Source organism: Roseovarius confluentis, assembly GCF_002917925.1.
GTDB classification, from domain to species: domain Bacteria; phylum Pseudomonadota; class Alphaproteobacteria; order Rhodobacterales; family Rhodobacteraceae; genus Roseovarius; species Roseovarius confluentis.
Genome location: NZ_PPFE01000002.1, coordinates 592,893 through 615,973, shown reverse-complemented (window position 1 = coordinate 615,973; position 23,081 = coordinate 592,893). Strand labels below are relative to the sequence as shown.

At 64.3% G+C, this 23,081-nt stretch carries 21 protein-coding genes; 9 read left to right on the top strand and 12 right to left on the bottom strand.

Annotated features, from left to right (window positions below; translation table 11 throughout):
* Positions 1–20 precede the first annotated feature (20 nt).
* The 5 genes from C2I35_RS07765 to C2I35_RS07750 all read right to left on the bottom strand — a co-directional run bounded on the left by C2I35_RS07765 (position 21) and on the right by C2I35_RS07750 (position 3,244).
* The gene (locus C2I35_RS07765) at positions 21–1,145 is read right to left on the bottom strand and encodes a hypothetical protein (RefSeq protein WP_103762425.1); all 1,125 of its coding nucleotides are present in this window, start codon (positions 1,143–1,145) and stop codon (positions 21–23) included.
* On the bottom strand, positions 1,142–1,384 hold the full coding sequence (locus tag C2I35_RS07760) for a hypothetical protein (protein WP_103762424.1): 243 nt from the start codon (positions 1,382–1,384) through the stop codon (positions 1,142–1,144). The genes C2I35_RS07765 and C2I35_RS07760 overlap by 4 nt, the downstream gene beginning before the upstream one ends.
* A gap of 5 nt (positions 1,385–1,389) precedes the next feature.
* A complete protein-coding gene (locus tag C2I35_RS22110) occupies positions 1,390–1,551 on the bottom strand; it encodes a hypothetical protein (RefSeq protein ID WP_170067152.1) in 162 nt (53 codons plus the stop codon).
* Between the two features lie 3 nt (positions 1,552–1,554).
* Entirely contained in the window at positions 1,555–2,631 is a 1,077-nt protein-coding gene (locus C2I35_RS07755) for a coiled-coil domain-containing protein (protein ID WP_103762423.1), read from the bottom strand.
* A gap of 130 nt (positions 2,632–2,761) precedes the next feature.
* Complete coding sequence (locus C2I35_RS07750) at positions 2,762–3,244, bottom strand: hypothetical protein (protein ID WP_103762422.1); 483 nt, start codon at positions 3,242–3,244, stop codon at positions 2,762–2,764.
* A gap of 107 nt (positions 3,245–3,351) precedes the next feature.
* Between C2I35_RS07750 and C2I35_RS07745 the strand changes: the two genes are divergently transcribed.
* From C2I35_RS07745 to C2I35_RS07725, 5 genes are all read left to right on the top strand, one after another.
* Positions 3,352–4,353, top strand: coding sequence for a GT-B fold glycosyltransferase domain-containing protein (locus C2I35_RS07745; protein ID WP_103762421.1), 1,002 nt, complete (start codon positions 3,352–3,354; stop codon positions 4,351–4,353).
* A complete protein-coding gene (locus C2I35_RS07740; RefSeq protein ID WP_103762420.1) occupies positions 4,353–4,754 on the top strand; it encodes a hypothetical protein in 402 nt (133 codons plus the stop codon). The genes C2I35_RS07745 and C2I35_RS07740 overlap by 1 nt, the downstream gene beginning before the upstream one ends.
* Positions 4,755–5,057: 303 nt before the next feature.
* A complete protein-coding gene (locus C2I35_RS07735) occupies positions 5,058–6,359 on the top strand; it encodes an O-acetylhomoserine aminocarboxypropyltransferase/cysteine synthase family protein (RefSeq protein WP_103762419.1) in 1,302 nt (433 codons plus the stop codon).
* 130 nt (positions 6,360–6,489) lie between these two features.
* Positions 6,490–9,498 carry a hypothetical protein gene (locus C2I35_RS07730; RefSeq protein WP_103762418.1) on the top strand — a complete coding sequence of 1,003 codons (3,009 nt, stop codon included), beginning with the start codon at positions 6,490–6,492 and terminating at the stop codon, positions 9,496–9,498.
* 230 nt (positions 9,499–9,728) lie between these two features.
* On the top strand, positions 9,729–11,657 hold the full coding sequence (locus C2I35_RS07725) for a cation:proton antiporter domain-containing protein (protein ID WP_103762417.1): 1,929 nt from the start codon (positions 9,729–9,731) through the stop codon (positions 11,655–11,657).
* Between the two features lie 132 nt (positions 11,658–11,789).
* Here C2I35_RS07725 and C2I35_RS07720 read toward each other — a convergent pair whose 3' ends face one another.
* The 5 genes from C2I35_RS07720 to C2I35_RS07700 form a co-directional block, all read right to left on the bottom strand.
* A complete protein-coding gene (locus tag C2I35_RS07720; RefSeq protein ID WP_103762416.1) occupies positions 11,790–12,299 on the bottom strand; it encodes a CarD family transcriptional regulator in 510 nt (169 codons plus the stop codon).
* Between the two features lie 311 nt (positions 12,300–12,610).
* Positions 12,611–12,949: a ferredoxin FdxA gene (gene fdxA, locus C2I35_RS07715; protein ID WP_103762415.1), complete on the bottom strand. Its 339-nt coding sequence runs from the start codon at positions 12,947–12,949 to the stop codon at positions 12,611–12,613.
* Between the two features lie 81 nt (positions 12,950–13,030).
* A complete protein-coding gene (locus C2I35_RS07710) occupies positions 13,031–13,411 on the bottom strand; it encodes an RNA-binding S4 domain-containing protein (protein WP_103762414.1) in 381 nt (126 codons plus the stop codon).
* A 12-nt stretch (positions 13,412–13,423) separates the two neighbouring features.
* Positions 13,424–16,258, bottom strand: a complete 2,835-nt coding sequence (locus tag C2I35_RS07705; RefSeq protein ID WP_103762413.1) for a helicase-related protein — start codon at positions 16,256–16,258, stop codon at positions 13,424–13,426.
* 26 nt (positions 16,259–16,284) lie between these two features.
* The gene (locus C2I35_RS07700) at positions 16,285–16,788 is read right to left on the bottom strand and encodes a tetratricopeptide repeat protein (protein WP_245890433.1); all 504 of its coding nucleotides are present in this window, start codon (positions 16,786–16,788) and stop codon (positions 16,285–16,287) included.
* A gap of 126 nt (positions 16,789–16,914) precedes the next feature.
* Between C2I35_RS07700 and C2I35_RS07695 the strand changes: the two genes are divergently transcribed.
* Both C2I35_RS07695 and C2I35_RS07690 read left to right on the top strand, forming a co-directional pair.
* The gene (locus tag C2I35_RS07695; RefSeq protein WP_057792812.1) at positions 16,915–17,202 is read left to right on the top strand and encodes an SCP2 sterol-binding domain-containing protein; all 288 of its coding nucleotides are present in this window, start codon (positions 16,915–16,917) and stop codon (positions 17,200–17,202) included.
* A gap of 5 nt (positions 17,203–17,207) precedes the next feature.
* Entirely contained in the window at positions 17,208–18,227 is a 1,020-nt protein-coding gene (locus tag C2I35_RS07690) for an alpha/beta fold hydrolase (protein ID WP_342749718.1), read from the top strand.
* Here C2I35_RS07690 and C2I35_RS07685 read toward each other — a convergent pair.
* Entirely contained in the window at positions 18,151–18,981 is an 831-nt protein-coding gene (locus tag C2I35_RS07685; RefSeq protein WP_103762412.1) for a fumarylacetoacetate hydrolase family protein, read from the bottom strand. The genes C2I35_RS07690 and C2I35_RS07685 overlap by 77 nt on opposite strands.
* A gap of 101 nt (positions 18,982–19,082) precedes the next feature.
* On the opposite strand from C2I35_RS07685, the gene C2I35_RS07680 reads away from it, so the two are divergent.
* Both C2I35_RS07680 and C2I35_RS07675 read left to right on the top strand, forming a co-directional pair.
* A complete protein-coding gene (locus tag C2I35_RS07680) occupies positions 19,083–20,096 on the top strand; it encodes a ligase-associated DNA damage response exonuclease (protein ID WP_103762411.1) in 1,014 nt (337 codons plus the stop codon).
* Complete coding sequence (locus C2I35_RS07675) at positions 20,093–21,688, top strand: ATP-dependent DNA ligase (RefSeq protein WP_103762410.1); 1,596 nt, start codon at positions 20,093–20,095, stop codon at positions 21,686–21,688. Before C2I35_RS07680 ends, C2I35_RS07675 begins: the two co-directional genes overlap by 4 nt.
* Before the next feature lie 58 nt (positions 21,689–21,746).
* Here C2I35_RS07675 and C2I35_RS07670 read toward each other — a convergent pair whose 3' ends face one another.
* Positions 21,747–23,003 carry a M24 family metallopeptidase gene (locus C2I35_RS07670; RefSeq protein WP_103762409.1) on the bottom strand — a complete coding sequence of 419 codons (1,257 nt, stop codon included), beginning with the start codon at positions 23,001–23,003 and terminating at the stop codon, positions 21,747–21,749.
* Positions 23,004–23,081: the final 78 nt, after the last annotated feature.

Below are 23,081 nucleotides of genomic sequence, written 5' to 3'. Positions count from 1 at the left end.
GGGTTTCACCCCACCGCACATCAATACCGCAGCACCCGCCCCCCCGGGCTGACCACGTACTTCGTGACCGACGAAAACCCCGGCGGCGTTTTCTCGGCCAGAACCTGGTAGGGCCGCTCGGGCAGGATGATGCTGCGCTCCATCCGCGTTGCCCCGGTCTCCGCCCCCTGCCCCGAAAACGGGTCCAGCGCGAAGACCTCGCGCTCCACCGTCCCGAACCAGCCCGCGCGCTCCTCGATCACGCGCTCGCTTTCCAGCACCTCATCCGTCCAAGCCAGCGCCCAGTCCTGCCCAACGGGTGCGTCAGCCTGCGCCAACACTTCGCGCAGCGGCCCGCTCTGGCGGGTGAAGGCGTCGCTGTACATCGGTCCGACGTGAAACCGCCGCATCCTCTTGGGATGCAAATCGTCGAAACTCTCGTCGAACCCCTTGGCGATGGTCAGCAGTTTCAGACCGCCCAAGCTCTGCGCCATCAGATGCGCCTGCACCTCCGGCCAGCGCCGCTCGTCCTTGCCCAGTGGCGCGCGGCCGGTATCCTCGACCTCCATCAAGTAGATCGTCGGCAGGTTCACCTGGCTGTCATAGACCGCCCAGTGCAACAGGTAGCGCCGCCGCTCGTCCAGCCCGCTCACCCATTGGATCTGCGGATCGTTCTGCGCCCAGAAAAGGTGTCCGCGCAGCATTTCCTCGTAATAAAGCCGCTGGGAGAGCGCGAATTGCAGCCGCGTCGGGATCGTCCGTTCCGAGATGATCTGCTCGACCATCTCGCGCTTCAGCGTTTCGGTATCCGGCATCCCGTCCAGGTGCCGCCGCGCCTGCGCCGCGTCGTTGGCCATCACCATCAATTCCGAGAACATGGGAAAACCGCTTTCCTCCACGTCCATCGCCAGAGAGCCGAAAAACTGCCCGGTATCGCGCCCGACCAGCAGGTATTTCATGCTCAGCGCCTTGAACGTATAGGCGATCCCCTGAACATAGGTGGTCAGGACCTCGACCTCCTGCTTGCCAAGATTACCTTCGGCCTGCATCACGGCGGCCACGCGATTCAGATGCGCCGTGATCCGCTCGAACTTGGCGAAGTAGCGCCGCGACGCGAAGAGGTCGGTCAGCGCAGCGCGGTCAGATGTCAGGGCGTCGGCGGTCATTCACCTCCCCCGCCACCGTCACCCGACCCACCAGCTCCGTCACTATCAAAGCTGGAGTAGCCCGCATCGCCAGACCCGGCGCCGGGCTTCACGAAGGCCCAGACCGCCAGAACGATCATCCCGATGACGCCACAGGCCATCATCTCGTCATGTCCCAACCTGTAGCCGCCCAGTGCCATGCCACCCGACACCACGATGCCGAAAAGTAAAACCAGGCCGGATATACGCTCTTTGGACATCGCACTCACGACCCGTTGCCACCATCGCGGCGCGACCGGCTGATCAGCAACAGACCCGCAACTCCGAATCCCACACCGACAAGGTTCACCCAAGCCGGAACGGTAAAGACAAACGACACCACGAGGCAGACGACCGACAGAACAATGGCAAGCGTTCCCAGCCCCATGCCTTAGCCGCCATACGCGTTGGCGTCGTGCTTCTCGATGATCTTGGAGAACCGCCGCGCGAACCGCTCGTCCGCCTTGGCCTTGGCCTCCAGCACCTCGCGGGCAAAGACCATGTGATCTTCGTGCGCCTCCAGCATGTCGGCCATCTTCTGGTTGGTGGCCGCGCCGATCCCGGCCATGGCGCTCTGCGCCTCCTGGTCGGTCTGCACGCCGATCTCGTTGATCCGGTGTGCCACATCCTGCTGCTGCGCGGTTTTCAACGACTTGGTCAGCGCATCATACAGCACGACACGTTGTTTCGTGTCGGTCTGCAATTTGTTGATCAGCACCATCTGCGTCGCCGCCTGGTTCTGGAGGCTGTCGACCCAGGTCTTGCCCTTCTCGATATACCGCTCCAGCGTCTGACTTTTGGCCAGCTTGACCTGCTCCTGCTGCACCATCTCGTTATACTTGGCGTTCATCTCGGCAAGCTCGCTTTCCAGCTTGGTGCGTGCCGCCGCGTCGGTCTCGTTGGCGATCTTGTTTTCCAGCTCGATGATCTTGGGGTCCATTCCTTGGATATCCGCGCGCAGCGTTTCCAGTTCGCCCACCGTCGCCTCGCGCTCGTCAAGCGTCTCGGACAGGTTCGTTTCCACCTTCACCTTGTGCTCTTCCAGCGTGCGCAGCTGACCTTCCAGCAATTGCACGATGATGTCTGATTTCGAGATCAGGTCCTGCAACTTGTCGTCGATGCTGGCGGTGCGAATGCGGTCCTGGCGCATGCTGTCGGCCTTGTGCCGGCTGAAAATGCCGACGAAACTTTCCCAGCCCGTCTTGTTGCGCATCTCGTCGAAATCGCGCGAGAACCCTGCCGTCACGTCGTCCAGCCCCATGATCAGCTCGGCGATGTTTGCGTTCATCGTCTCGGTATGCGCGTGCACCTCGTCCAGCGTCGCGTTCTCGATATCGAGGCTCGCATCCTCGCCGCCCTTGATCTTGGACCGCGCGGTTTCGATCTTGCTGGTCAGTTCGGCAATCTTCGCCTGCGCTGATGCGACCTGTTCCTGACTTTCGCGCACCTGCGCGTCCAAATTCGCCATCACCGTTCCCTTTCAAGTAAAGTTAATTACCTTAACATCAATATAGGTACGCCATGGCTGATTTGAAGGCGCGCCCGCTCTTTAGGGTTTTCGCAAAACCTTTGGCGCGGAGCAAGAAAGACGTGCGTGCTCAGGGCATCAAAACCTCTTTCCGCCCGAACGCACCCGCCGCTGTGTCCAGATCATCGTAGAGAATTTCGATCTCGACGCTGTCGACCGACCCGGGCGGAAACGTCCGGTAGAGGACCGTTTCGCTCGTGATGGCGTTGGGTGTCGCAGTCTCTAGCTGACAGGGTGGCATTTCCCAGGTTTCCAGTGGCCCGCCATTCACGCCGACACGCATCTGGTGCATCCCGCAGCGCCAGCTCAGCAAATGCGTCAGGTAAAGCCAATCCTGACCATCGTATTCTCGCACCGCGACCCAATTGCCGCGCGTCGCCTCGACGATGGGCTTGATCTCGGTCGCGGTGGTGAACTTGCCCGTGGGCGTCTGATCCTCGGCTTCGAAAGCGCTCGAAGACGGTGCCTCCGCCGATCCCGTCGAAGCCATTTCCTGCCCGCCGGGCTGCCCGCCCAGCGCCACGGCCAGGCCAATGAAAAACCAGTCGATCATCCGAAAATACCTTTCCTTTCAAAAATCTGCGCAACTGCCTCTCGCGCAACCGCACCGCACCGCCTATACTGCCCCGAAAGGGCAGTTCAGGCAGGCGTGACCGGATTATGGCCGCGACAAAAGCGAAAAACCAAGCGTTCAATATCGTGGTTGTCGGCCACGCCGGGCGGCTTCAATTCGAGGCCGTGCTCTTCGCCGCCTCCCTGCGCGCCCGCAGCCCCGGATTTTCCGGCCGCCTTTTCGTGGCCGAGCCTCAGCCCGGCCCACTGTGGAAGAACGACCCGACCATGCGCGGCGACATCCGCGCCCTGCTGGAAAGCTATGGCGCCGAGATCGTTCCCTTCGAGACGAAGCATTTCGGCCACGCCTATCCCTACGGCAACAAGATCGAATGCCTGACCGCCCTGCCCAAGGACGAGCCGTTCGTGTTCTTCGACACCGACACTCTGATCACCGGCGACCTCTCCCGCGTGCCCTTCGATTTCGACCGCCCCACCGCCTCCCTGAAACGCGAAGGCACATGGCCCGAAATCCAGCTCTACGGTCCCGGCTACACCCAAACGTGGAAGTCGCTCTACGACAAGTTCGGGCTTGATTTCGAATCGTCGCTCGACACGTCGCTGCCCGACGAATACTGGCGCCGCTACCTTTATTTCAACGCCGGCTTCTTCTTCTACAAATGCCCGCATGTCTTCGGTCAGCGCTTCCTCGACTACGCGCTGGCGATCCGCGACGACCCGCCCCCCGAACTGGTCTGCCAGTCTCTCGACCCCTGGCTCGACCAGGTGGCGCTACCGCTCGTCATTCATTCCCTCGGCGGCGGTCGCGACACGCTGCCCGCCGGTTTGCTCGACGGCGAGGTGTCGTGCCATTACCGCCTGCTGCCGCTGCTCTACGCCCGCGAGAACGATGATGTCGTCACCCTGCTGGAAGAGATCAGCGCCCCCAACCCGGTCAAGAAACTGCTCAAGAACCACGACGCCATCAAGTTCATGATCTACCACGGCCGCGGCCACAAGGTGCGCGACCTCTTCGACCGCGAGAACATGCCCCGCAAGGAGCAGGCAATCCGAAACACCATTCGCCGCAACGGCTTCTGGATGCGCTGATGCCCCTCGGCCACGCCCCCGGTCTGACCCGCATCGCCCAAGTCTTCGGCCCGTCCGATGCGATGCTGGTGGTCGCCGCACTCGAGGGCGCAGGCTTCCGCGTCTTCGTGCCGGGCTTCCACACGCTTTCCAATGTGCAATATCTGTCAGTGGCCCTTGGCGGAGTGCCGGTCATGGTCGAGGCCTCGCGCGCCATCGAGGCCGCGGCCTTTCTCGATGCGCTCGAAACCGAGCAGGTCGAATTGCTCGATCCCGACACATTCGACCTCACACCCGAGGACGACCTGCCGCCCCCCCGCCCGCGCAGCCTCTTGCGACGCATCGTCGAAAGCGCTTTCTACCTGCTCACCGGCACCGCGCCCGCGCTAAGGGGCCGTTACGGGCGCACCCCCCGGGGCTAAAGCGTTTCGCCTTTGACCTGAGCCTTCAGCGAAAGGCGAAACGCGTGCAACGATTGGCCGTTGTGCCGCGTTTCGCGATAAGTTGTGATCCAAGTTTACCGCAAAACGCTTTAGCCACGCCCCGGCTTTTTCTTGCCGTAAATACTCAATCCGTCCTAGGCCCCAATATGCGGCACCGGCCTTTTTCGCCCCGTCAGCGGCTGTGCCCGCATGGGCAGGCCACCCCCGGCCCGGACGCAATACGCTTGTCCTGCGTCCCGCCATCGCTTACCCAAATGACAAACGCCATAAGGGAGGCTTTCCATGTCCGACGACGACCGCATCCACCAGTTCGGCTTCGACACACTGCAAATCCACGCCGGCGCCCGGCCCGACCCGGCCACAGGCGCGCGCCAGACGCCGATCTACCAGTCGACCGCCTACGTGTTCCGCGACGCCGAACATGCCGCCGCCCTGTTCAACCTTCAGGAAGTCGGCTTCATCTATTCCCGCCTGACCAACCCCACCGTGGCCGTGCTTCAGGAACGCGTCGCCACGCTCGAGGGAGGCGCCGGCGCCGTCTGCTGTTCATCGGGGCACGCCGCCCAGATCATGGCGCTTTTCCCGCTAATGGGTCCGGGAAAGAACGTGGTCGTCTCCACCCGCCTCTACGGCGGTTCGGTCACGCAGTTCAGCCAGACCATCAAGCGCTTCGGCTGGTCGGCCAAGTTCGTCGATATCGACGACATGGACGCCATCAAGGCGGCCATCGACGATGACACCCGCGCCGTCTTCTGCGAATCCATCGCCAACCCGGGCGGCCACATCGCCGACCTGCGCGCCGTGGCCGACGTCGCCGATGCCGCCGGCTTGCCGCTGATCGTCGACAACACGTCGGCCACGCCGTACCTCTGCCGCCCGATCGAACATGGCGCGACGCTGGTCGTGCATTCCATGACCAAGTTCCTTACCGGCAACGGCACCGTCACCGGCGGCGTCGTGGTGGATTCCGGCACGTTCGACTGGTCCGCCTCCGACAAGTTCCCGTCCCTCTCGGAACCCGAACCCGCCTATCACGGCCTGAAGTTCCACGAGACCTTCGGCCCGCTCGCCTTCACCTTCCACGGCATCGCCATCGGCCTGCGCGATCTCGGCATGACGCTGAACCCGCAAGCCGCGCACTACACCCTGATGGGGATCGAGACGCTGTCCCTGCGCATGCAGAAACACGTCGAGAACGCCGAAACCGTCGCCGCCTGGCTGGAAAAGCACGACGCGGTCGAGGCGGTCACCTATGCCGGGCTCAAATCCTCGCCCTATCACAAGCGCGTCAAGACCGTCTGCCCCAAGGGCGCGGGCGGGCTTTTCACCGTCGCGTTGAAATCGGGCTACGAGGGCTGCGTCAAATTGGTGGACAATCTCGAGCTCTTCAGTCACGTCGCCAACCTCGGCGACACCCGCTCGCTCATCATCCACTCGGCCTCCACCACCCACCGCCAGCTGACCCCGGAACAGCAGACGGCGGCCGGGGCGGCGCCCAACGTGGTGCGTATCTCGATCGGCTGCGAGGATGCGGACGACATCATCGCAGATCTGGAACAGGCTCTGGCCAAGGCCAGCGCCTGACCGCCGGGGGTCTCCGCCGATCGCGAAATTCGTGATCGGTGTTTGCCTTTCCCTCGGCGGTAAGCTGCTGTAGAATCCAATGGCGGCAGGGGGAGCCCCCTGCCGGGTCCGTGGTGCCAGAGCGTTGTAAATGAAACCGAATTTTGCCCTGACCCTGTCCTTTGAAGGCATCAGCCTTCTGCATCGTGCCTTCCCCGGCTGGCACATGGTGGGTGAGGTCAGCCTCGACAACACGGACCTGACCGGCGCGCTCTCGGACCTCCGCCAGCGAGCGGAAGACCTCGACAGCAATCCTATCCGCTCCAAGCTGGTCGTCCCCAACGACCAGATACGCTTTATTCAGTTCGACTCGGAAGGGCTCGAACCGGACGAGATCGCCTCTGCCGTACACCGCGCGCTCAACGGGGCGACACCCTACGCGGTCGATGATCTGGCCTATGACTGGTCGATCTCCGCCGGGCAAGTGCATGTCGCCGCCGTCGCCCGCGAAACCCTGACCGAGGCCGAGGCCTTCGCCACCGAACACGGTTTCAACCCGCTTTGTTTCGTCGCTGTCCCCGAGGGCCGCGATTTCGTTGGCGAGCCATGGTTCGGCGAAACCAAAGCCGCACCCTCCCTTCTGCCTGAAGGCGGGCGCATCGACCGCGACACCGCCGCGATCCGCGTCATCGGCATCGCCCCCATGCCCGCCGCAACGGCGGACGCCGCACCCGAGGCCGACCTCGAAGGCGCACCCGAAGCCGGCGCATCGCCCGATCCGGAGGTGCCGCCAACGCCCGAACCCGACCTCCCGCCGCCGCCACGGCCCGAGGTACCGCCTGCGCCACAGCCGGACCTTCCGCCACAGCCCGAACCCGAGGTTCCGCCCGTACCCGGCACGCCCCCCGCGCCGGACCCCGAGATCGAGCCCGACACCGATCCGGTGCCTGACATCCCGCCCGAACCGACGCCGACACCGAACCCGGACATTCCCCCAAGCCCCACACCAGGGCTTGGCGACGAGGATGCTGTCACACAGGCCAGCCCCAAGGACACTGGCCCTGAAACGCAGAACGAAGGTGCCGAGGCTGTCGCGGAAAAGCCCGCCGACCCGCCCGCGCCCGATGCCGCGCCAGCCGTCGCCTTCAGCTCGATCCGCGCCCGGCGCGACGAGCTGCCCACGGTACCGCGCCGCCTGACCGGTGCAACACGCGATGCCGCGACCGCGTCCCACGAAACACCACCCAGCGAGGCGCCCCGCGCCGAACCCACGCTTACCGCGGCACCGCCCCCGACCGCCGACACCGCCGCGGCCAAGGTAACCGGCAGGCCTCAAGACGCACTGCCGGCGGACGCCGCCGCGCGAATCGGCGCATCGCTGCGTCCCTCCGACGACAGCCGTCTCGCCCCGGCGGATGACGACCTGCCTCAGGACGACGGAGTGGCGGCCGCGCCTGTCCCCGATGACCCTGACGATGGCGCCGACATTCCCCCGCCGCCGGCCTTCATGGCCGACCGCACCGACCCGGCGCCTTTCGATCTTCCCGATGATACGCCCAATGCCCCCCTCGCGGCACCCGCAGTTGCGAGGTCGTCCCCCTCCGCCGCGCCGCCCTCCGGCCCGCTCTCCTTCTTCTCCCGCCGAAAGGCCCCCAAGCCCGACAAGCGTCAAGCCGCGCGCACCGCCACGCGGCCCACTCCCGAGGCCCAGCGCGAGCAGGAACGCCAACGCATGACGGTCTTCGGCGCGCGCAAATCCGCCTCCGTCGGGGGCAAGCCGCGCTTCCTCGGTCTGATCCTCACCGCCGTTCTGCTGATCTTCCTCGTAGGTGTGGCCGCCTGGGCCTCGATCTTCCTCGAAGACGGCATTTCTCGTGTCTTGCGCGGCGATCCCGATCCCCAGGAACAGATCGCCGCCACCCCCGACGCCGAGCTGCCGCCCGGCGACACCGCCACCGCGCCCGAAACCGAGGCCGAAGAGGACGGCGAAAGCGTTCTCGCCGCCTTGCCCGGCGTCACCTCCGACGGCGCAGAGCCAACCCGCGCCGACCCGCAGCCAGAGCCAAGCCCGGCCGAACTGACCGATCAGCAGGCACGCACCCGCTACGCCGTCACCGGCATCTGGCAACGCGCCCCGGACGCGCCCTCCGATCCCGGAGCACAAACGCTCGACGATTTCTACCTTACCTCGATCGATCCGAAAGTCGTCGAACAGGACGCCGTCGCCCTGCCCGCCCCCGAAAGCCTGCGCGGCGACACACGCCCCGACACCCCCGCCGATCCGGCCGCCGCCGACACCATGTTCACCATGGACACGCGCGGCCTCGTTCAGCCAACCCCCGAAGGCGCAACGAGCCCCGACGGCGTGTTGGTCTATGCCGGTCAACCCGCGCTCGTGCCCCCTGACCGCCCGGCAGAAACCCTTGCTCAGCCGGGCGAGGACCCGGCCGAGGCCGCCGCGCGCATCGAAGCGCTTGAACGCATCGCCGCGCTGCGTCCCCGCGTCCGCCCCGGCGACCTTGCCGAAACCAATCAGCGCGAAACGCTCGGCGGTCGCACCCGGGACGAGCTTGCCTCCCTGCGCCCCCGCCTGCGCCCTCAAAGCGCCCAGCAATTGGCAGAACAGGCCGCCGCCTCCACTGCCGCCGAAGCAGCTGCGGCGGCCACGTCAGAGGCAGTCTCGCCCGACCCCGAGGCGGTCAACGCCGCGGTCCAGGCCGCTGCCGCGGTTCCCGCCCCCGACCCCTTTGCCGGGGCGACGGCCCAGGCGGTCAAGGTGTCGGTCAAGCCCAACGTCCGTCCCCGCAACTTCGACCGCATCGTCCAGCGCAGCAAGCGCCTTGCCGAACAGCAAGAAGCCCGCACCGCCGCCGCTGCCGTGCCCCGCAATCAGCGCATTTCGCCCAGCGGCCCGACGCCGACCACGGTCGCCCGCGCCGCGACTGAAAAGAACGCGCTGCGTATGCGCCGGGTCAACCTGATCGGCGTCTACGGCAGCAACTCCAACCGCCGCGCCCTCGTGCGGCTGGCGAATGGCAGCTACAAGAAGGTCAAGGTCGGCGACCGGCTCGACGGCGGGCGCGTCGCCGCCATCGGAACCAGCGAACTGCGCTACGTGAAATCTGGGCGCTCGGTCACGCTCACCATGCCGCGCGGCTGACCCCGTCCCCGACTGACAGTCGCATAGTTGGTTTGCCCGAAAAGCAAGGCACACCCGCTATTTTATATACTCTGAACATCGGCAAAAGGCGCACCGAATGGACCAGTGGCTGAAAAAACAGCGGCCACGTTCCGATCCAGTGCCAAGCCGTTTGCACAAGTGTCACCCGCAACGCATACTCTGACCGTGGCGGCGCGTCGCCCCACTCCCGAAAACTTCGCAGGAGTCCCATGGAAGGGTTTTTCTTTCAGGCCACCGTTTTCCTCGCCGCCGCCGTGATCGCGGTGCCGCTCGCCGCCCGGCTGGGGCTGGGCTCGGTTCTTGGCTATCTCGCCGCCGGTATCGCCATCGGCCACATTCCCGGCCTCCTGGGCGGCCACGACGCCGAGGAATTGCAGCATTTCGCCGAGTTCGGCGTGGTCATGATGCTCTTCATCATCGGGCTGGAGCTGGAACCCAAAGCGCTCTGGGACATGCGGCACAAGCTGATCGGACTGGGGGGCCTCCAGATCACGCTGACCACTGCAGCGGTGATGCTTGGCTGCATGGCGCTCGGCGTGGTGTGGTCCGTGGCGCTGGCCATCGGCATGGTCTTCGCGCTGTCCTCGACCGCCATCGTTCTGCAAACCCTGTCGGAAAAGGGCCTTATGCAAACCGGCGGCGGGCGATCGACCTTCTCTGTTCTGCTGACACAGGACATCGCCGTCATCCCGATGCTGGCTTTCCTGCCGCTTCTGGCCCTGCCCAAGACGCCGGACATGATCTTGGGCGAAACCCTGCAACGGCTGGCTGACGAGGGCCACACCGCCGAGGGCGACCACGGAGGCGCGCCGGTCCAGGTTGCGCAGTCCATGATTGACAGCCTGCCCGCCTGGGGCGTGACCCTTCTGACACTGGGCGCGGTGGCCGGCATCATCATCTTCGGCGTCTACGCCACCCGCCCGGTGTTTCGTTTCATCCATCACGCCCGTCTGCGCGAAATGTATACCGCGCTGGCGCTGTTGATCGTCGTGGGCATCGCTTTCGTGATGAACCTCGTGGGTCTCTCACCCGCTCTCGGCGCTTTCCTCGCGGGCGTCGTCCTTGCCTCGTCCGAGTTCCGGCACGAGCTGGAAAGCGATATCGAGCCTTTCAAGGGCCTGCTTCTGGGCCTCTTCTTCATCACCGTGGGCGCGGGCATCAACTTCTCGATCCTCTTCGCCTCGTTCTTCACGATCATGGGGCTGGCCTTTGCCATCATCCTGATCAAGGGCAGCATCCTCTACGGGCTGGGCCGGATCTTCGGCCTTAAGGGGCGCAACCTCTGGCTCTTCACGCTGGGCCTTGCCCAGGCAGGCGAGTTTGGCTTCGTGCTGATCAATTTCTCGGGTCAGAACAACGTGATCCCGCCCGAACTGCGCGAGACGCTGCTGCTGGTCATCGCCATTTCCATGCTAATCACGCCGCTGCTCTTCATTCTCTACGATTATCTGGCCCCCCGCATGATCGATCCGTCCGAGGCCCAGGAACCCGACGAGATCGACGCAAAAGGCCCCGTGATCATCGCCGGCATCGGTCGCTTCGGGCAGGTGGTCAACCGCATGGTCCGCTCCTCGGGGTTCGAGACGGTCGTTCTCGATCACGACCTTGCCGCGATCCAGCGGATGCGCCGCTTCGGCATCAAGGGCTTTCTGGGCGATCCCGGCCGGCCCGACCTGCTGCACGCGGCTGGTCTTGCCGATGCCAAGGTGCTCGTGGCCGCGCTCGACGACGCGGACGCCACCACCCGCCTCGTGGCCTTTGCCCGGCGCGAGCGGCCCGACCTGCATATCGTGGCCCGCGCCCGCGACCGCACCCACGTCTTCCGCCTTTACAAGGCCGGCGCAGACGACATCGTGCGGGAACTTTTCGACAGCTCCCTCCGGGCTGGGCGCTATGTGCTGGAAAACATGGGGCTCACGGAGTTCGAGGCAGCAGAGTTGCAAAAGACCTTCTACCACCACGACCGCGACTCTGTCCGCGACCTCGCCGCCTTGTGGGACCCCAACATTCCAACCATCCAGAACGGTGCCTATATCAAGCGCGCCAAGGAGTTGGAGGCGGAATTGCAGACCATGCTTCTGTCACAGCTCGAGGAGAAGGCCGCAGACGACATTTCCAACGACCGCAAGGAAGCATAGGCTGGCGTTTTACCTGCGCATACATGGTCATCAAATGCGATCCCGGACTTGATCCGGGATCTCTCCGATCAGCGCAGAAAAGAAAAGGCCGCACCCTTCGGCACGGCCTTTCCCTTCAATTTCCGATCCGTATCAGGCCGCGCGCGAGATCAAGACCTCGTCGACTTCCTTGGCCGCCTGCACCTCGTCGCCACCGCTGACGGCGGCCACTTCGCGGGTCAGACGCTCCAGCGCCGCCTCGTACAACTGGCGCTCGGAATAGCTCTGCTCGCGCTGGTCGTCCGTGCGATGCAGGTCGCGCACCACCTCGGCAATCGCGATCAGGTCGCCCGAATTGATCTTCTGTTCGTATTCCTGCGCCCGGCGCGACCACATCGCCTTTTTCACCTTGGCCTTGCCTTTCAGCGTGGTCATCGCCTTCGACACCACGTCGGGGCTCGACAGGCTGCGCATGCCGATTTCGGTCGCCTTGTGGGTCGGAACCCGCAGCGTCATCTTGTCCTTTTCGAACGAGATCACGAACAGTTCCAGTTCGATCCCGGCGATATCCTGCTTCTCGATCGACATGATCTGGCCAACGCCGTGCGCAGGGTACACAACGTAATCGTCAGGGCGAAACTCGGACTTCTTCGATTTGCTCATTCAGGTTTTCCTCGCAAGCTTCCCAGTTCAAACTTGGCGGAGCATCTCCCGGGGCGGCGGGCCATCAGGGTCTGGCGTCAAGCACAAAGAAATCCACCTCCCATGCGTCAGCGCGGGCAGATGGATAATATATGGGCGGTGTCTACATTTGTAACGATAGTGTATCACAAAAAACGGGCCACAGAAAGCGGCCTCTACGCATCAGGCTGATTACACCTTAAACGTCAGGGTGTTACAGCGATCTCTTCAGGCAAAACATGAGGCCCTGATCGTTTGATCAAACGAATCGGTTTAATCTGAACGAAGCGCCTTCAGCCGCCTTCGCCCGGCGCTTCCGAGAAGTACTTCTCCAGCTTGCCCTCTTCCCCGTCGCGCTCGTCCGCCTCCGGCAGCGGATCCTTCTTGGTTACGATCACCGGCCACATTTCAGAGTATTTGCGGTTGAACTCCACCCATTTCTCCATGTCCGGCTCGGTGTCGGGACGGATCGCGTCTGCCGGGCATTCAGGCTCGCACACGCCACAGTCGATGCATTCGTCGGGGTGGATCACCAGCATGTTCTCACCCTCGTAGAAACAATCCACGGGGCACACCTCGACGCAGTCGGTGTATTTGCACGCGATGCAACTGTCATTGACGATATAGGTCATCTTTCGCCCCGGTCCTGATCTGTTCAGGGTCACGTAATCCAGTCCGGCGGATCATTCAAGCGCCAGACGCGCAATCGCGGCTCACGAACGCGTTTCACGATCTATCTTGCGTCGGTCCTTTTTCGTCGGGCGCCCCTTGCCCTCGTATCGCGGGGTGTGCGGCTCGGCCAACCTGTCCCGGGGCTTTGGCGGGTCAAGGTCGTCATACAGCGCCTGCGCCTCGGGCGCAGGGCCTCTGCGTTCGCCCACCGCAAGGATGCGGATCACGCGGATGTCGTACTCTTTCGGGAAGGTCAGAACATCCCCGGGCCGCACCGACGAAGACGCCTTGGACACCCTTTGCGCGTTGACCCGCACATGCCCGCCGGTCACCAATTTCGTGGCCAGGCTGCGGGTCTTGAAAAACCGCGCATGCCACAGCCACTTGTCCAGCCGGATCTTCGGCTGGCCCGGATCGCTCATGCGTCGCTCATGTCAGGACTTGTCCTTCAGCCCCATAAGGGCCGCTGCGAACGGGTTGTCGGGGTCGATCTTGTCTTTCTTCGCGGGCTTGGAAGAAAAGCTCTTGGCCCCCTCCTCACGGCGCGGCTTGCCCTTGGGTTTACCGCCTTTGGGACGGGGCTTCCCGCCCTGCGACTTGCCGCGGCCCTCGCCCCGGGGTTTCGCCGCGCGCCCGGCCCATGTGAAGGTGTAAAAGACCTCCATCTCGGTCTCGTCCTTGGCAGCGTCCGGCACCTCGCCCAACGGCACTTCGGTTTCGGACACCTCGGGAATATCCGCCTCGACTTCCGGGGCTTCGGGCGGCACTTCCGTCACCGGCGCCAGCCCGTCCTCGGGAATTTGCTCGACAGCATCCTCCGCCGTGTCCGCCTCCTCCGCGGCGCCGGCCTCGGACGGCTCCGGCGCGTCGTCCAGCGCCGCATCCACCGGCTTGACCTTTTCACGCTCGCCCTGCTCCGCCTTGTAACCAAGGCCCTGCATCAGGTCGGCAAATTGCTCCAGCGTCATGCCGGTGATCGACAGCATGTCGGCGTTGGCCTCAAAGCCTCCCCGACTGTCCTCGGAGCGCAGCATGTCAGCCAACCGCTCCAACATGTCGATACGGATCGCCCGTTCACCGGCAGCGCGGTAGCCCGACATCGAATGATATCCGCCCGGCGCGCTGGTGCCCGCGGGCACCGTAACCAGCCCCGGCGGCGGCGCCTCGGGGAATTCCTGCAGCCCCATTTTCAACGACCAAAGCACCAGCCGCAGGCGCGTCGGCGCGGGTTTCAGCAGAAGCGGCATGAAAATCGTGAACTGGCCAAAGCGCACACCGTGCTTGCGCAGTTGCCCACGGGCATCCTGATCCAGCGCCTTGACCTCGTCGGCCACCTCGCCGCGCGGGATGATCCCGAAATTCTCCACCAACTGGAACCCGAAGCCGCGCGCCAGCCCTGTCAGCTCCTCGTCGCGTTGAATGTTCAGCAACGGCTCGAACAGCGTCGCCACCTTGCGGTCGATGAAATGCTGCAACCGGCGCTGCACCTTCTGCATCACCTCGGGCCCGGCGGTGTCGTCCACGAATGCCTCGACCTGTGGTTTCAACGGATCGGCACCCGCCACCAACTTGCCCACGGCGCTTTCGCCCCACATCAGGCCGCCTTGTTCAGTGAAATCGATCTCGGTGTCGGGCGCGTTGTAGAACTTGTCCGCCCGCAGATGGAAATGCGGCGCCAGCGCCTGAAGGCTGGCCTGCGCGACCGCCTTGGCCTCCTGTCCGCCCGCCGTCTTGTCCTGGCGGAACCGGAACCCTTCCAACCGTCCGACGAATTCGCCTTCGACGGTCACTTCACCTTTGTCATTCACTTCGGCCACGATGGCGTCCTTCTGCTTGAGCCGGCGCATCAGCACGCTGGTGCGCCGGTCCACAAATCTTTGCGTCAGCGCGTCATGCAACGCGTCCGACAGGCGGTCTTCTACAGCGCGGGTCGTTCCGCGCCAATGGTTTTCGTCCCCGACCCAGCCCTTTCGCTGGGCAACATAGGTCCATGTGCGGATATATGCCAAACGCTTGGAGAGCGTGTCGATATCCCCGTCCGTCCGGTCGATCCGCGCCACGTGCCCGGCCAGCCACTCCTCGCTGACGCGGCCATGTTCATGCAGGTCACTGAATATACGCTCGAGCAGCCCCGCATGTTCCGCGTGGCTGATCCCACGAAAATCCGGCACCCGGCACACATCCCACAAAAGCCGCACCGACGCCCCGTCGCTGGCCCGCGCGGCAATCTCGGCATCTTCGGCCAGCGTGCGCAGCACGACAAGGTCATCCGCCTCACGGGCGCGGGCCAGCCAGTCATCCTCGGGCTTTTGCTCCAGCGAGGCGATCAACGCGTCGACCGACCCGAATTGCAGCGCCGCGTTGCGCCATTCCAGCTTGCGAATGGGGGTAAAGCGATGATCCATGATCGCCTGTGCCATGTCGTCCGGCAGCTCCGGCGCCTCGCCCGTCACCCCGAACGTGCCACTGGTCATGCCCCGCCCCGCACGCCCGGCGATCTGGCCCAGTTCATTGGGAGCAAGATTGCGCATCCGCCGCCCGTCGAACTTCGTCAGGGACGAGAACGCGACGTGGTTGATATCCAGATTCAGCCCCATCCCGATGGCATCGGTGGCGACCAGGTAATCCACGTCGCCATTCTGATAGAGATCCACCTGCGCATTGCGTGTCCGGGGGCTCAGCGCGCCCATGACGACCGCCGCACCGCCCTTCTGACGGCGCAAGAGCTCGGCGAAAGCATATACATTTTCAACTGAAAATCCCACGATAGCCGAGCGTGCGGGCATCTTGCTTATCTTTTTCGAACCTGTGTAGGTCAGTTGGGACATTCGCTCGCGTCCGACGAATTCCACCCCCGGCACCAGCGCCGAAATCGCGCCGCGCATGGTATGGGCGCCCAGAAACTGCGTCTCTTTCTGCCCCCGCATCCGCAAAAGACGGTCAGTAAAGACATGCCCCCGTTCGGGGTCGGCACATAGCTGGATTTCGTCCACTGCGACGAAATCCGCACCCATCCCCTCGGGCATCGCCTCGACCGTACAGACCCAGTATTGCGTCCGCGGCGGCACGATCCGTTCCTCGCCGGTGACCAGCGCCACCACCGACGGGCCGCGCACCGCGACGATCTTGTCATAGACCTCCCGCGCCAGCAGGCGCAGCGGCAACCCGATCACGCCGGTGCGGTAGCCCAGCATCCGTTCAATCGCGAAATGGGTCTTCCCGGTATTCGTCGGGCCCAGGACCGCCAGGATCCTCGACTGCTCGCCCATGGGCTTTGCCCCTTGTCGTCTCGTGCTTACAGGTCCCGGCCGCCGATTTCGCGTTCGACCAACGGCAAGACCTGTTCCACGTCTTGATGATGCGGATGCAACGCCAGCACAAGGTCGAATGCCTGCTTGGCCTTCTCATAGTTCTCGACGTGGTAAAGGATCCCGCCAAGGCTTGCGATGGCGTTGTAATGTCGCGGGTTCAGCGTCAGCGCCCGTTCGATGTCGGCCAGCGCGGGCCCGAACTTCTCGGCATCAGCATAGGCCATCGCCCGCATGTGGAACCCTTCGGCGAAATCCGGCGCATGATCGGTCAGCGCCGTGAAATGCTCGATCGCCGCCTTGGTATCGCCCGCCTCCAATGCATCGCGCCCCCGTTTCAGCAGCAGGTCCGCCGTGGCAGAGCCCGACCGCGTCCAGGCCAGCTCGATTTCCTTGGATATTCGGTTGGCCTCCTGTGGCTCGGCCTCTTTCAACTGCTCGAAAAGCGGGTCGAGCGCCGAATCCTGCGCCGCCGCGGGTAAGGAAAACATGACTAACGGCAAAACTGCCGCGACGATATATTTGGAAAGTCGGTTCATAACGCCCATAACGTACCCAGTTTAGCGCGCATGGCCGGGAATCAAAGCCCCCGGTCGATCAAATCTGGAGGAACTGACATGAGCGACGTAACGAAATCCGCGGTCGAGGCCCTGTCCGCCAAGATGAATGGCAGCTTCGACGGCAGCGCCAAGTTCGTGATCGAGAACGAGGGCTCCATCGTGATCGACGAATCCGGCGTGCGCGAAGGCAATGACGAAACCGACGTCACCATGACCGCCGACGCCGACACGTTCCAGTCCATCCTCGAAGGCGATCTCGACCCGACCGCCGCCTTCATGTCCGGCAAGCTGTCGGTCGACGGCGACATGGGCACCGCGATGAAACTCGGCTCGGTCCTGTCGTAACCCCCATGCTGACGGACGCGCCCTTCTTCTCCGATATTGCCGATGGCCCCGACGGTGGCCGCGCCTTCTGGTGCGACACTGCCGACGGGGTGCGCATCCGGCTCGGGCTCTGGCGTCCGCAGGACGATTCGGGCGAAAGCGCAGGCACGCTCCTGCTCTTTCCCGGTCGTACCGAGTATATCGAGAAATACGGCCGCACCGTCCGGCAATTCGCCGCCGCGGGCCTGACCACGCTGGTCGTCGACTGGCGCGGTCAGGGCTTGGCCGACCGTCTGATCGAAGACAAGATGTCGGGCCACGTCCTGCATTTCGACGACTACCAGCACGACGTCGCCGCCATGGTTGACGCCGCGCAAAAGCTCGACTTGCCGAAACCGTGGTTCGTTCTGGGCCATTCCATGGGCGGCGGCATCGCGCTCAAATCGGTGATGGACGGTCTGCCCGTGGCGGGCGCGTCCTTTTCCGCGCCGATGTGGGGCATCCGTATCTCGGCTGCGCTGCGCCCGGTTGCCTGGTCACTGGGATGGAGCAGCCGCAGCGTGGGCTTCGACCATGTCTACGCCCCCGGGACCTCGCCCCAAAGCTACGTGCTGGTCGAACCGTTCGAGAAGAACCGCCTGACCACCGACGTCGAAAGCTACCAGCACATGATCGCCCAGGTTACCGCGCACCCGGAACTGACCATCGGTGGCCCGTCCCTGCGCTGGCTCTACGAATCGCTGATGGGCACGCGCCAGATGTGGCGCCGCCCGTCCCCCGACCTGCCCTGCCTGTGCCTGCTTGGGTCGGACGAGGATATCGTCGACGTCTCCCGCGTTCATGACCGCATGTCACGCTGGCCCGGCGGCGAACTGGAAATCGCCGAAGATGCCCGTCACGAGGTACTTCAGGAAGCGCCACAGATCCGCGACGCCCTTATCGGCAAGCTGATCGACTTCTACGCGAGCGTCAGGGATCGGCACGCACCGTCTGGCGCTGACGCCCAAGCCCCCGGATCTCCAACTCCATCACGTCGCCAGGCTTGAGGTAACGCTTGGGGTTGCGCCCCATCCCCACCCCCGGCGGCGTGCCGGTGGCGATGACGTCTCCGGGCTCCAGCCGCATGACCTCGCTCAGATGCGCGATGATCTGCGCCACCGTGAAAATCATCGTCGAAGTGTTGCCGGTCTGCATCCGCTCCCCGCTCACATCCGCGGACATATCAAGGCTTTGCACGTTGCCCACCGCGTCCGGCGTCACCAGCCACGGCCCGATCGGCCCGAACGTGTCGCAACTCTTGCCCTTGGTCCACTGCCCGCTGCGCTCGGTCTGGAAATGCCGCTCGGACACATCGTTGACGATCGTATAGCCCGCGACGTAATCCAGCGCCTCGGCCTCGCTCACGTATTTCGCCTCGCGCCCGATCACCACGCCAAGTTCCACTTCCCAATCCGCATGGGTCGATCCGCGCGGCAGCACCACATCGTCATCCGGTCCCACGATGCTGGAAGTGGCTTTCATGAAGACAACCGGCTCGGCCGGCGGCTCGATCCCGATCTCCGCGGCATGATCGCTGTAATTCAATCCGATCCCGATAAGCTTGCCGATTCCTGCAACCGGCGGCCCCAGCCGTGGCGTCCCGTCCACCAGCGGCAGCTTTTCGGGGTCCAGCTTCGGCAACGCTCCCAGCGCGGCACCGGAAATCTCGGCCATCACGCCGCTCAGGTCCCGCACCCGCCCTTCGGCGTCCAGCATTCCGGGCTGTTCCCGCCCCGGTGCCCCGTATCTCACGAACCGCATTCTTCGTCCCCTGTCTCGTTTCACCCGACGATAGCGGGCCTGTTCGTCACGGCAAGCATTCATCCTCTGGCCTGCGCGCGCCGGCACGCTAATTCCCCGACATGGTTCTGGAATTCAAACCTCAGGGCATCTACTGCCCCGCCGGAGATTTCTTCATCGACCCGTGGCGCCCCGTCGACCGGGCGCTCATCACCCATGGCCACGCCGACCACGCCCGGCCCGGCCACGCCCGCTATCTTTCGACCGCCGCCGCCGCGCCCGTCATGCGGCACCGCCTGGGCGAAATCACCCTCGACACGGTGGATTACGGCGAAACGCGCCAGATCGGCGGGGCGCATGTGTCCTTCCACCCCGCAGGCCACGTTCCAGGTTCCGCCCAGATCCGGGTCGAGGTGGATGGCGAGGTCTGGGTCGTCTCCGGCGACTACAAGACCGAAGCGGACCGCCTGTCCGAACCGTTCGAGCCGGTGCGATGCCACAGCTTCATCACCGAATGCACCTTCGGCCTGCCGGTCTTCACCTGGACGCCGGAAGAGGACGCCGCGCGTGAAATCAACGACTGGTGGGCCACCAATGCCGCCGCCGGCACTTTCTCGCTCCTTGGAGCCTATTCACTGGGCAAGGCGCAACGTGTCCTGTCTCTGCTCGATCCCTCGATTGGCCCGATCCTCACCCACGGCGCGGTGGAAAACACCAACGCGGTCCTACGCGATCAGGGGCTCGCTCTGCCGGACACCCAGCACGTCACGCCCGACCTCAAGGCCAAGGATCACCCCGGCGCCCTCGTGCTCGCGCCGCCCTCGGCCCTTGGCAGCACATGGGCCCGCCGCTTCCGTCCGGCCTCCACCGGCTTCACCTCGGGCTGGATGCGCCTGCGCGGCGTCCGCCGCCGCCGTGCCGTCGATCGCGGGTTCGTCATGTCCGACCATGCCGACTGGCCCGGCCTGCTTGATGCGATCAAGTCATCGGGTGCGGAAAATATATATGCAACACATGGTTACACCGATATCTTCGCGCGATACCTGAGCGAGAATGGCTGGAATGCCCAGGTTGTCCCCACAGAGTTTACCGGCGAGTCCCTGGATGCCACGGACGACGCAGAGGGCGCGGCATGAAAGACTTCACAGCCCTCTTCACCACCCTCGACCAGACCACCAAGACCAACACCAAGGTCGCCGCGCTGGCCGACTATTTCCGCACCGCGCCAGATGACGACAAGCTCTGGACCGTCGCGCTGTTTTCCGGCCGCCGCCCCCGCCGCGCCATCACCACCACGAAACTGCGCGAATGGGCCGCCGAACGCGCCGGCATCCCGCTCTGGCTCTTCGAGGAAAGCTATCCCATCGTCGGCGACCTGTCGGAAACCATCGCCCTCGTCCTGCCGCCCCCGGCGCGCGACCATGACGACAGCCTGTCCACGTGGATCGGCCGCCTCCGCGCCCTCGACCATGAAACCGAGGACGCCCGCAAGACCGCCATCCTCGACGCCTGGGACCAGATGCAGCCTCATGAACGTCTCGTCTTCAACAAGCTTCTGACCGGCGGTTTCCGCATCGGAATCTCGCGCAAGCTGATGACCCGCGCCCTGGCGCAGGCCACCGACCGGGACGAGGCGGAACTGGCCCACCGCCTCATGGGCGACTGGACCCCCGACAGCACGTCCTGGAACGCATTGATCGAGGCGCATGACGCCACCGCGGACCTATCGCGCCCCTATCCCTTCTGTCTCGCCTACGGGCTTGATGACGAGGAACCCGAGTCGCTGGGCGATCCCGCCGACTGGCTGGCCGAGTGGAAATGGGACGGCATCCGCGGTCAGCTAATTCTGCGTGGGGGCGAGCACTTCACATGGTCCCGCGGCGAAGAACTGATGACCGACCGTTTCCCCGAACTTGCCCGCGCCCGCGACTACCTGCCTCCCGGGACCGTGCTCGACGGTGAAATCCTGGCCTGGCAGGCCGATGGCCCGATGTCCTTCAACGCCCTGCAAAAACGCATCGGCCGCAAGGCCGTGCCGAAGAAACTGCTGAAGGACGCCCCGGTCATCCTCTACGCCTACGACCTGCTGGAGGAAAACGGAACCGACCTGCGCGACACACCCTTCGCCGAGCGTCGCGCCCGGCTTGAGGCCATGTTGCACGACCTTGCACCCGAAGCGCCCATCCGCCAGTCCCCGCTCATCTCCTTCCAATCGTGGGACAATCTGCGCGAGATCCGCGCGAAAGCCAGGGACGCGCGCGCCGAAGGCCTCATGCTCAAGCGCAAGGGTTCGCCCTACCACTCCGGTCGTAAGAAAGGCGATTGGTGGAAATGGAAACTTGATCCCCTGACCATCGACGCCGTGATGATCTACGCTCAACAGGGCCACGGCCGGCGCGCCAACCTGTTCACCGATTTCACCTTCGCCGTGCGCGACGGCAACGACCTTGTGCCGTTCACCAAGGCCTATTCCGGGCTCACCGACACCGAGTTCCGCAAGATCACCGCATGGGTCCGCAAAAACACCCTGCAACGCTTCGGCCCGGTGCGGCAGGTCAAACCCGAGCATGTCTTCGAGATCGCGTTCGAGGGGATCATGGAATCGACCCGCCACAAGTCCGGGGTGTCGCTTCGCTTCCCCCGCATGAAACGCTGGCGCCACGACAAGCCGGTGCAGGAGGCCAACTCACTCGAAGACCTTCACGACATGCTGGCCCACTACGGATAAAGAAAATTCGTACGAATTTTCTCCGCCAAGATTCTTCGTACGAAGAATCTCGACCCCCTCACCGCAACAGATCGTCCTCGAATGGAAAGCGCGACAACAGCTCCACCCCGGTTTGCGTGATCAGAACCTGCTGCTCCAGCTTCACGCCCTCCGTACCGCCTTCCGCGCCAATATAACTCTCGACGCACAGCGTCATGCCCGGTTCGATCACCCCGTCATACCCCGCATCCGGGAAATCCCCGTGGTGATAGAGATACGGATATTCTCCCGTCATCCCGCAGCCATGCGCCGACAGGTAATAGCGGTTGGCGTAATACTGCTCCGGAATATCCCAGGCTGCATCGGCATAGTCGCGGAACGTCATGCCGGGCCGCAGGATGCCCATGTTATGATGCACCTGCTCATGGGCCACCTTGTAAAGCTCCCGCTGGGTGGCGCTCGGCCAGCCCGGCCCGGAATGGAAGGTGCGCGAGAAATCGGAGTAATACCCGTGGCACCCCACCACGTCGGTATCCAGCGCGATCAACTCATTGGTGCCGATCACGTTATCCGTCGTCTCCTGAAACCATGGATTGGTCCGCTCCCCGGCATTCAGCAGGCGGGTCTCCACGTAGTCCCCGTTCTGCGCGATCACCGACTGGTGCAGCACCGACCACAGCTCCGCCTCGGTCATCCCCGGCCGGATCGCCTCGCGCAGCTTACCCACGCCGATCTCGGTCGCCCGCAGCGAGGCATTGACGCATTTCATCTCTTCCGCCGACTTGATCACGCGCGCCATCTCGACCGGTTCCTGCGCATCCACGATCCGCAGCCCTGCATCGCGCAGGGCAATCGCGCTGCCGGCATTCAACCGCTCGATTCCCAGCGTCGCCCCCTTGCCCACCAGCGAGGTCACAAGATCCGCCATCTCGACGGCCCAGGCCCGTTCCCGCCTGGCAATATCCGGCCCGGCCGCCACGAAACTCGCTGTACGCGCCGCGCGCACCTCGTCGATCGTCTCCAGCCCGTCGGCCAAATGCGCACAGCCGGTGAACTCGAACAGGATCGAGCGGTTTTCAGTCAACAAAAGGTACCGCGACGGCGCGTTTCTCTGGCTGAACACCTGCATGTTCCGCGCCCCAGTGGCGTAGCGGATGTTCACCGGATCGGACAACAAAACCGCCGCGATATCCCGCTTCCGCATCTCCGCCCTGACCCGGCCCAACCGGTAGCCGCGCACCGCCGCAAGGTCGATCCCCTCGTCCTCCGGCACCCGGTCCAGCAGGGCGAGATCCGCAAGGTCAGCCCGCTCCGCGTGCCAGTCCAGTTCCGCCATGTCACCCTCCTCGGCTTGAAGTCATGCATTCCATACCCGACCCAATGCACTTCGAAAACGCTGGAAATTCTCGCGCTC

Excerpts from the sequence above, each read along its gene's own strand:
- fdxA (WP_103762415.1), bottom strand. The coding sequence starts at position 12,949 with ATGACCTATATCGTCAATGACAGTTGCATCGCGTGCAAATACACCGAC.
- C2I35_RS07725 (WP_103762417.1), top strand. The coding sequence starts at position 9,729 with ATGGAAGGGTTTTTCTTTCAGGCCACCGTTTTCCTCGCCGCCGCCGTG.
- C2I35_RS07705 (WP_103762413.1), bottom strand. The coding sequence starts at position 16,258 with ATGGGCGAGCAGTCGAGGATCCTGGCGGTCCTGGGCCCGACGAATACC.
- C2I35_RS07675 (WP_103762410.1), top strand. The coding sequence starts at position 20,093 with ATGAAAGACTTCACAGCCCTCTTCACCACCCTCGACCAGACCACCAAG.
- C2I35_RS07720 (WP_103762416.1), bottom strand. The coding sequence starts at position 12,299 with ATGAGCAAATCGAAGAAGTCCGAGTTTCGCCCTGACGATTACGTTGTG.
- C2I35_RS22110 (WP_170067152.1), bottom strand. The coding sequence starts at position 1,551 with ATGGGGCTGGGAACGCTTGCCATTGTTCTGTCGGTCGTCTGCCTCGTG.
- C2I35_RS07700 (WP_245890433.1), bottom strand. The coding sequence starts at position 16,788 with ATGTTTTCCTTACCCGCGGCGGCGCAGGATTCGGCGCTCGACCCGCTT.
- C2I35_RS07740 (WP_103762420.1), top strand. The coding sequence starts at position 4,353 with ATGCCCCTCGGCCACGCCCCCGGTCTGACCCGCATCGCCCAAGTCTTC.
- C2I35_RS07670 (WP_103762409.1), bottom strand. The coding sequence starts at position 23,003 with ATGGCGGAACTGGACTGGCACGCGGAGCGGGCTGACCTTGCGGATCTC.
- C2I35_RS07710 (WP_103762414.1), bottom strand. The coding sequence starts at position 13,411 with ATGAGCGATCCGGGCCAGCCGAAGATCCGGCTGGACAAGTGGCTGTGG.
- C2I35_RS07745 (WP_103762421.1), top strand. The coding sequence starts at position 3,352 with ATGGCCGCGACAAAAGCGAAAAACCAAGCGTTCAATATCGTGGTTGTC.
- C2I35_RS07690 (WP_342749718.1), top strand. The coding sequence starts at position 17,208 with ATGCTGACGGACGCGCCCTTCTTCTCCGATATTGCCGATGGCCCCGAC.
- C2I35_RS07680 (WP_103762411.1), top strand. The coding sequence starts at position 19,083 with ATGGTTCTGGAATTCAAACCTCAGGGCATCTACTGCCCCGCCGGAGAT.
- C2I35_RS07730 (WP_103762418.1), top strand. The coding sequence starts at position 6,490 with ATGAAACCGAATTTTGCCCTGACCCTGTCCTTTGAAGGCATCAGCCTT.
- C2I35_RS07735 (WP_103762419.1), top strand. The coding sequence starts at position 5,058 with ATGTCCGACGACGACCGCATCCACCAGTTCGGCTTCGACACACTGCAA.
- C2I35_RS07750 (WP_103762422.1), bottom strand. The coding sequence starts at position 3,244 with ATGATCGACTGGTTTTTCATTGGCCTGGCCGTGGCGCTGGGCGGGCAG.
- C2I35_RS07685 (WP_103762412.1), bottom strand. The coding sequence starts at position 18,981 with ATGCGGTTCGTGAGATACGGGGCACCGGGGCGGGAACAGCCCGGAATG.
- C2I35_RS07760 (WP_103762424.1), bottom strand. The coding sequence starts at position 1,384 with ATGTCCAAAGAGCGTATATCCGGCCTGGTTTTACTTTTCGGCATCGTG.
- C2I35_RS07765 (WP_103762425.1), bottom strand. The coding sequence starts at position 1,145 with ATGACCGCCGACGCCCTGACATCTGACCGCGCTGCGCTGACCGACCTC.
- C2I35_RS07695 (WP_057792812.1), top strand. The coding sequence starts at position 16,915 with ATGAGCGACGTAACGAAATCCGCGGTCGAGGCCCTGTCCGCCAAGATG.
- C2I35_RS07755 (WP_103762423.1), bottom strand. The coding sequence starts at position 2,631 with ATGGCGAATTTGGACGCGCAGGTGCGCGAAAGTCAGGAACAGGTCGCA.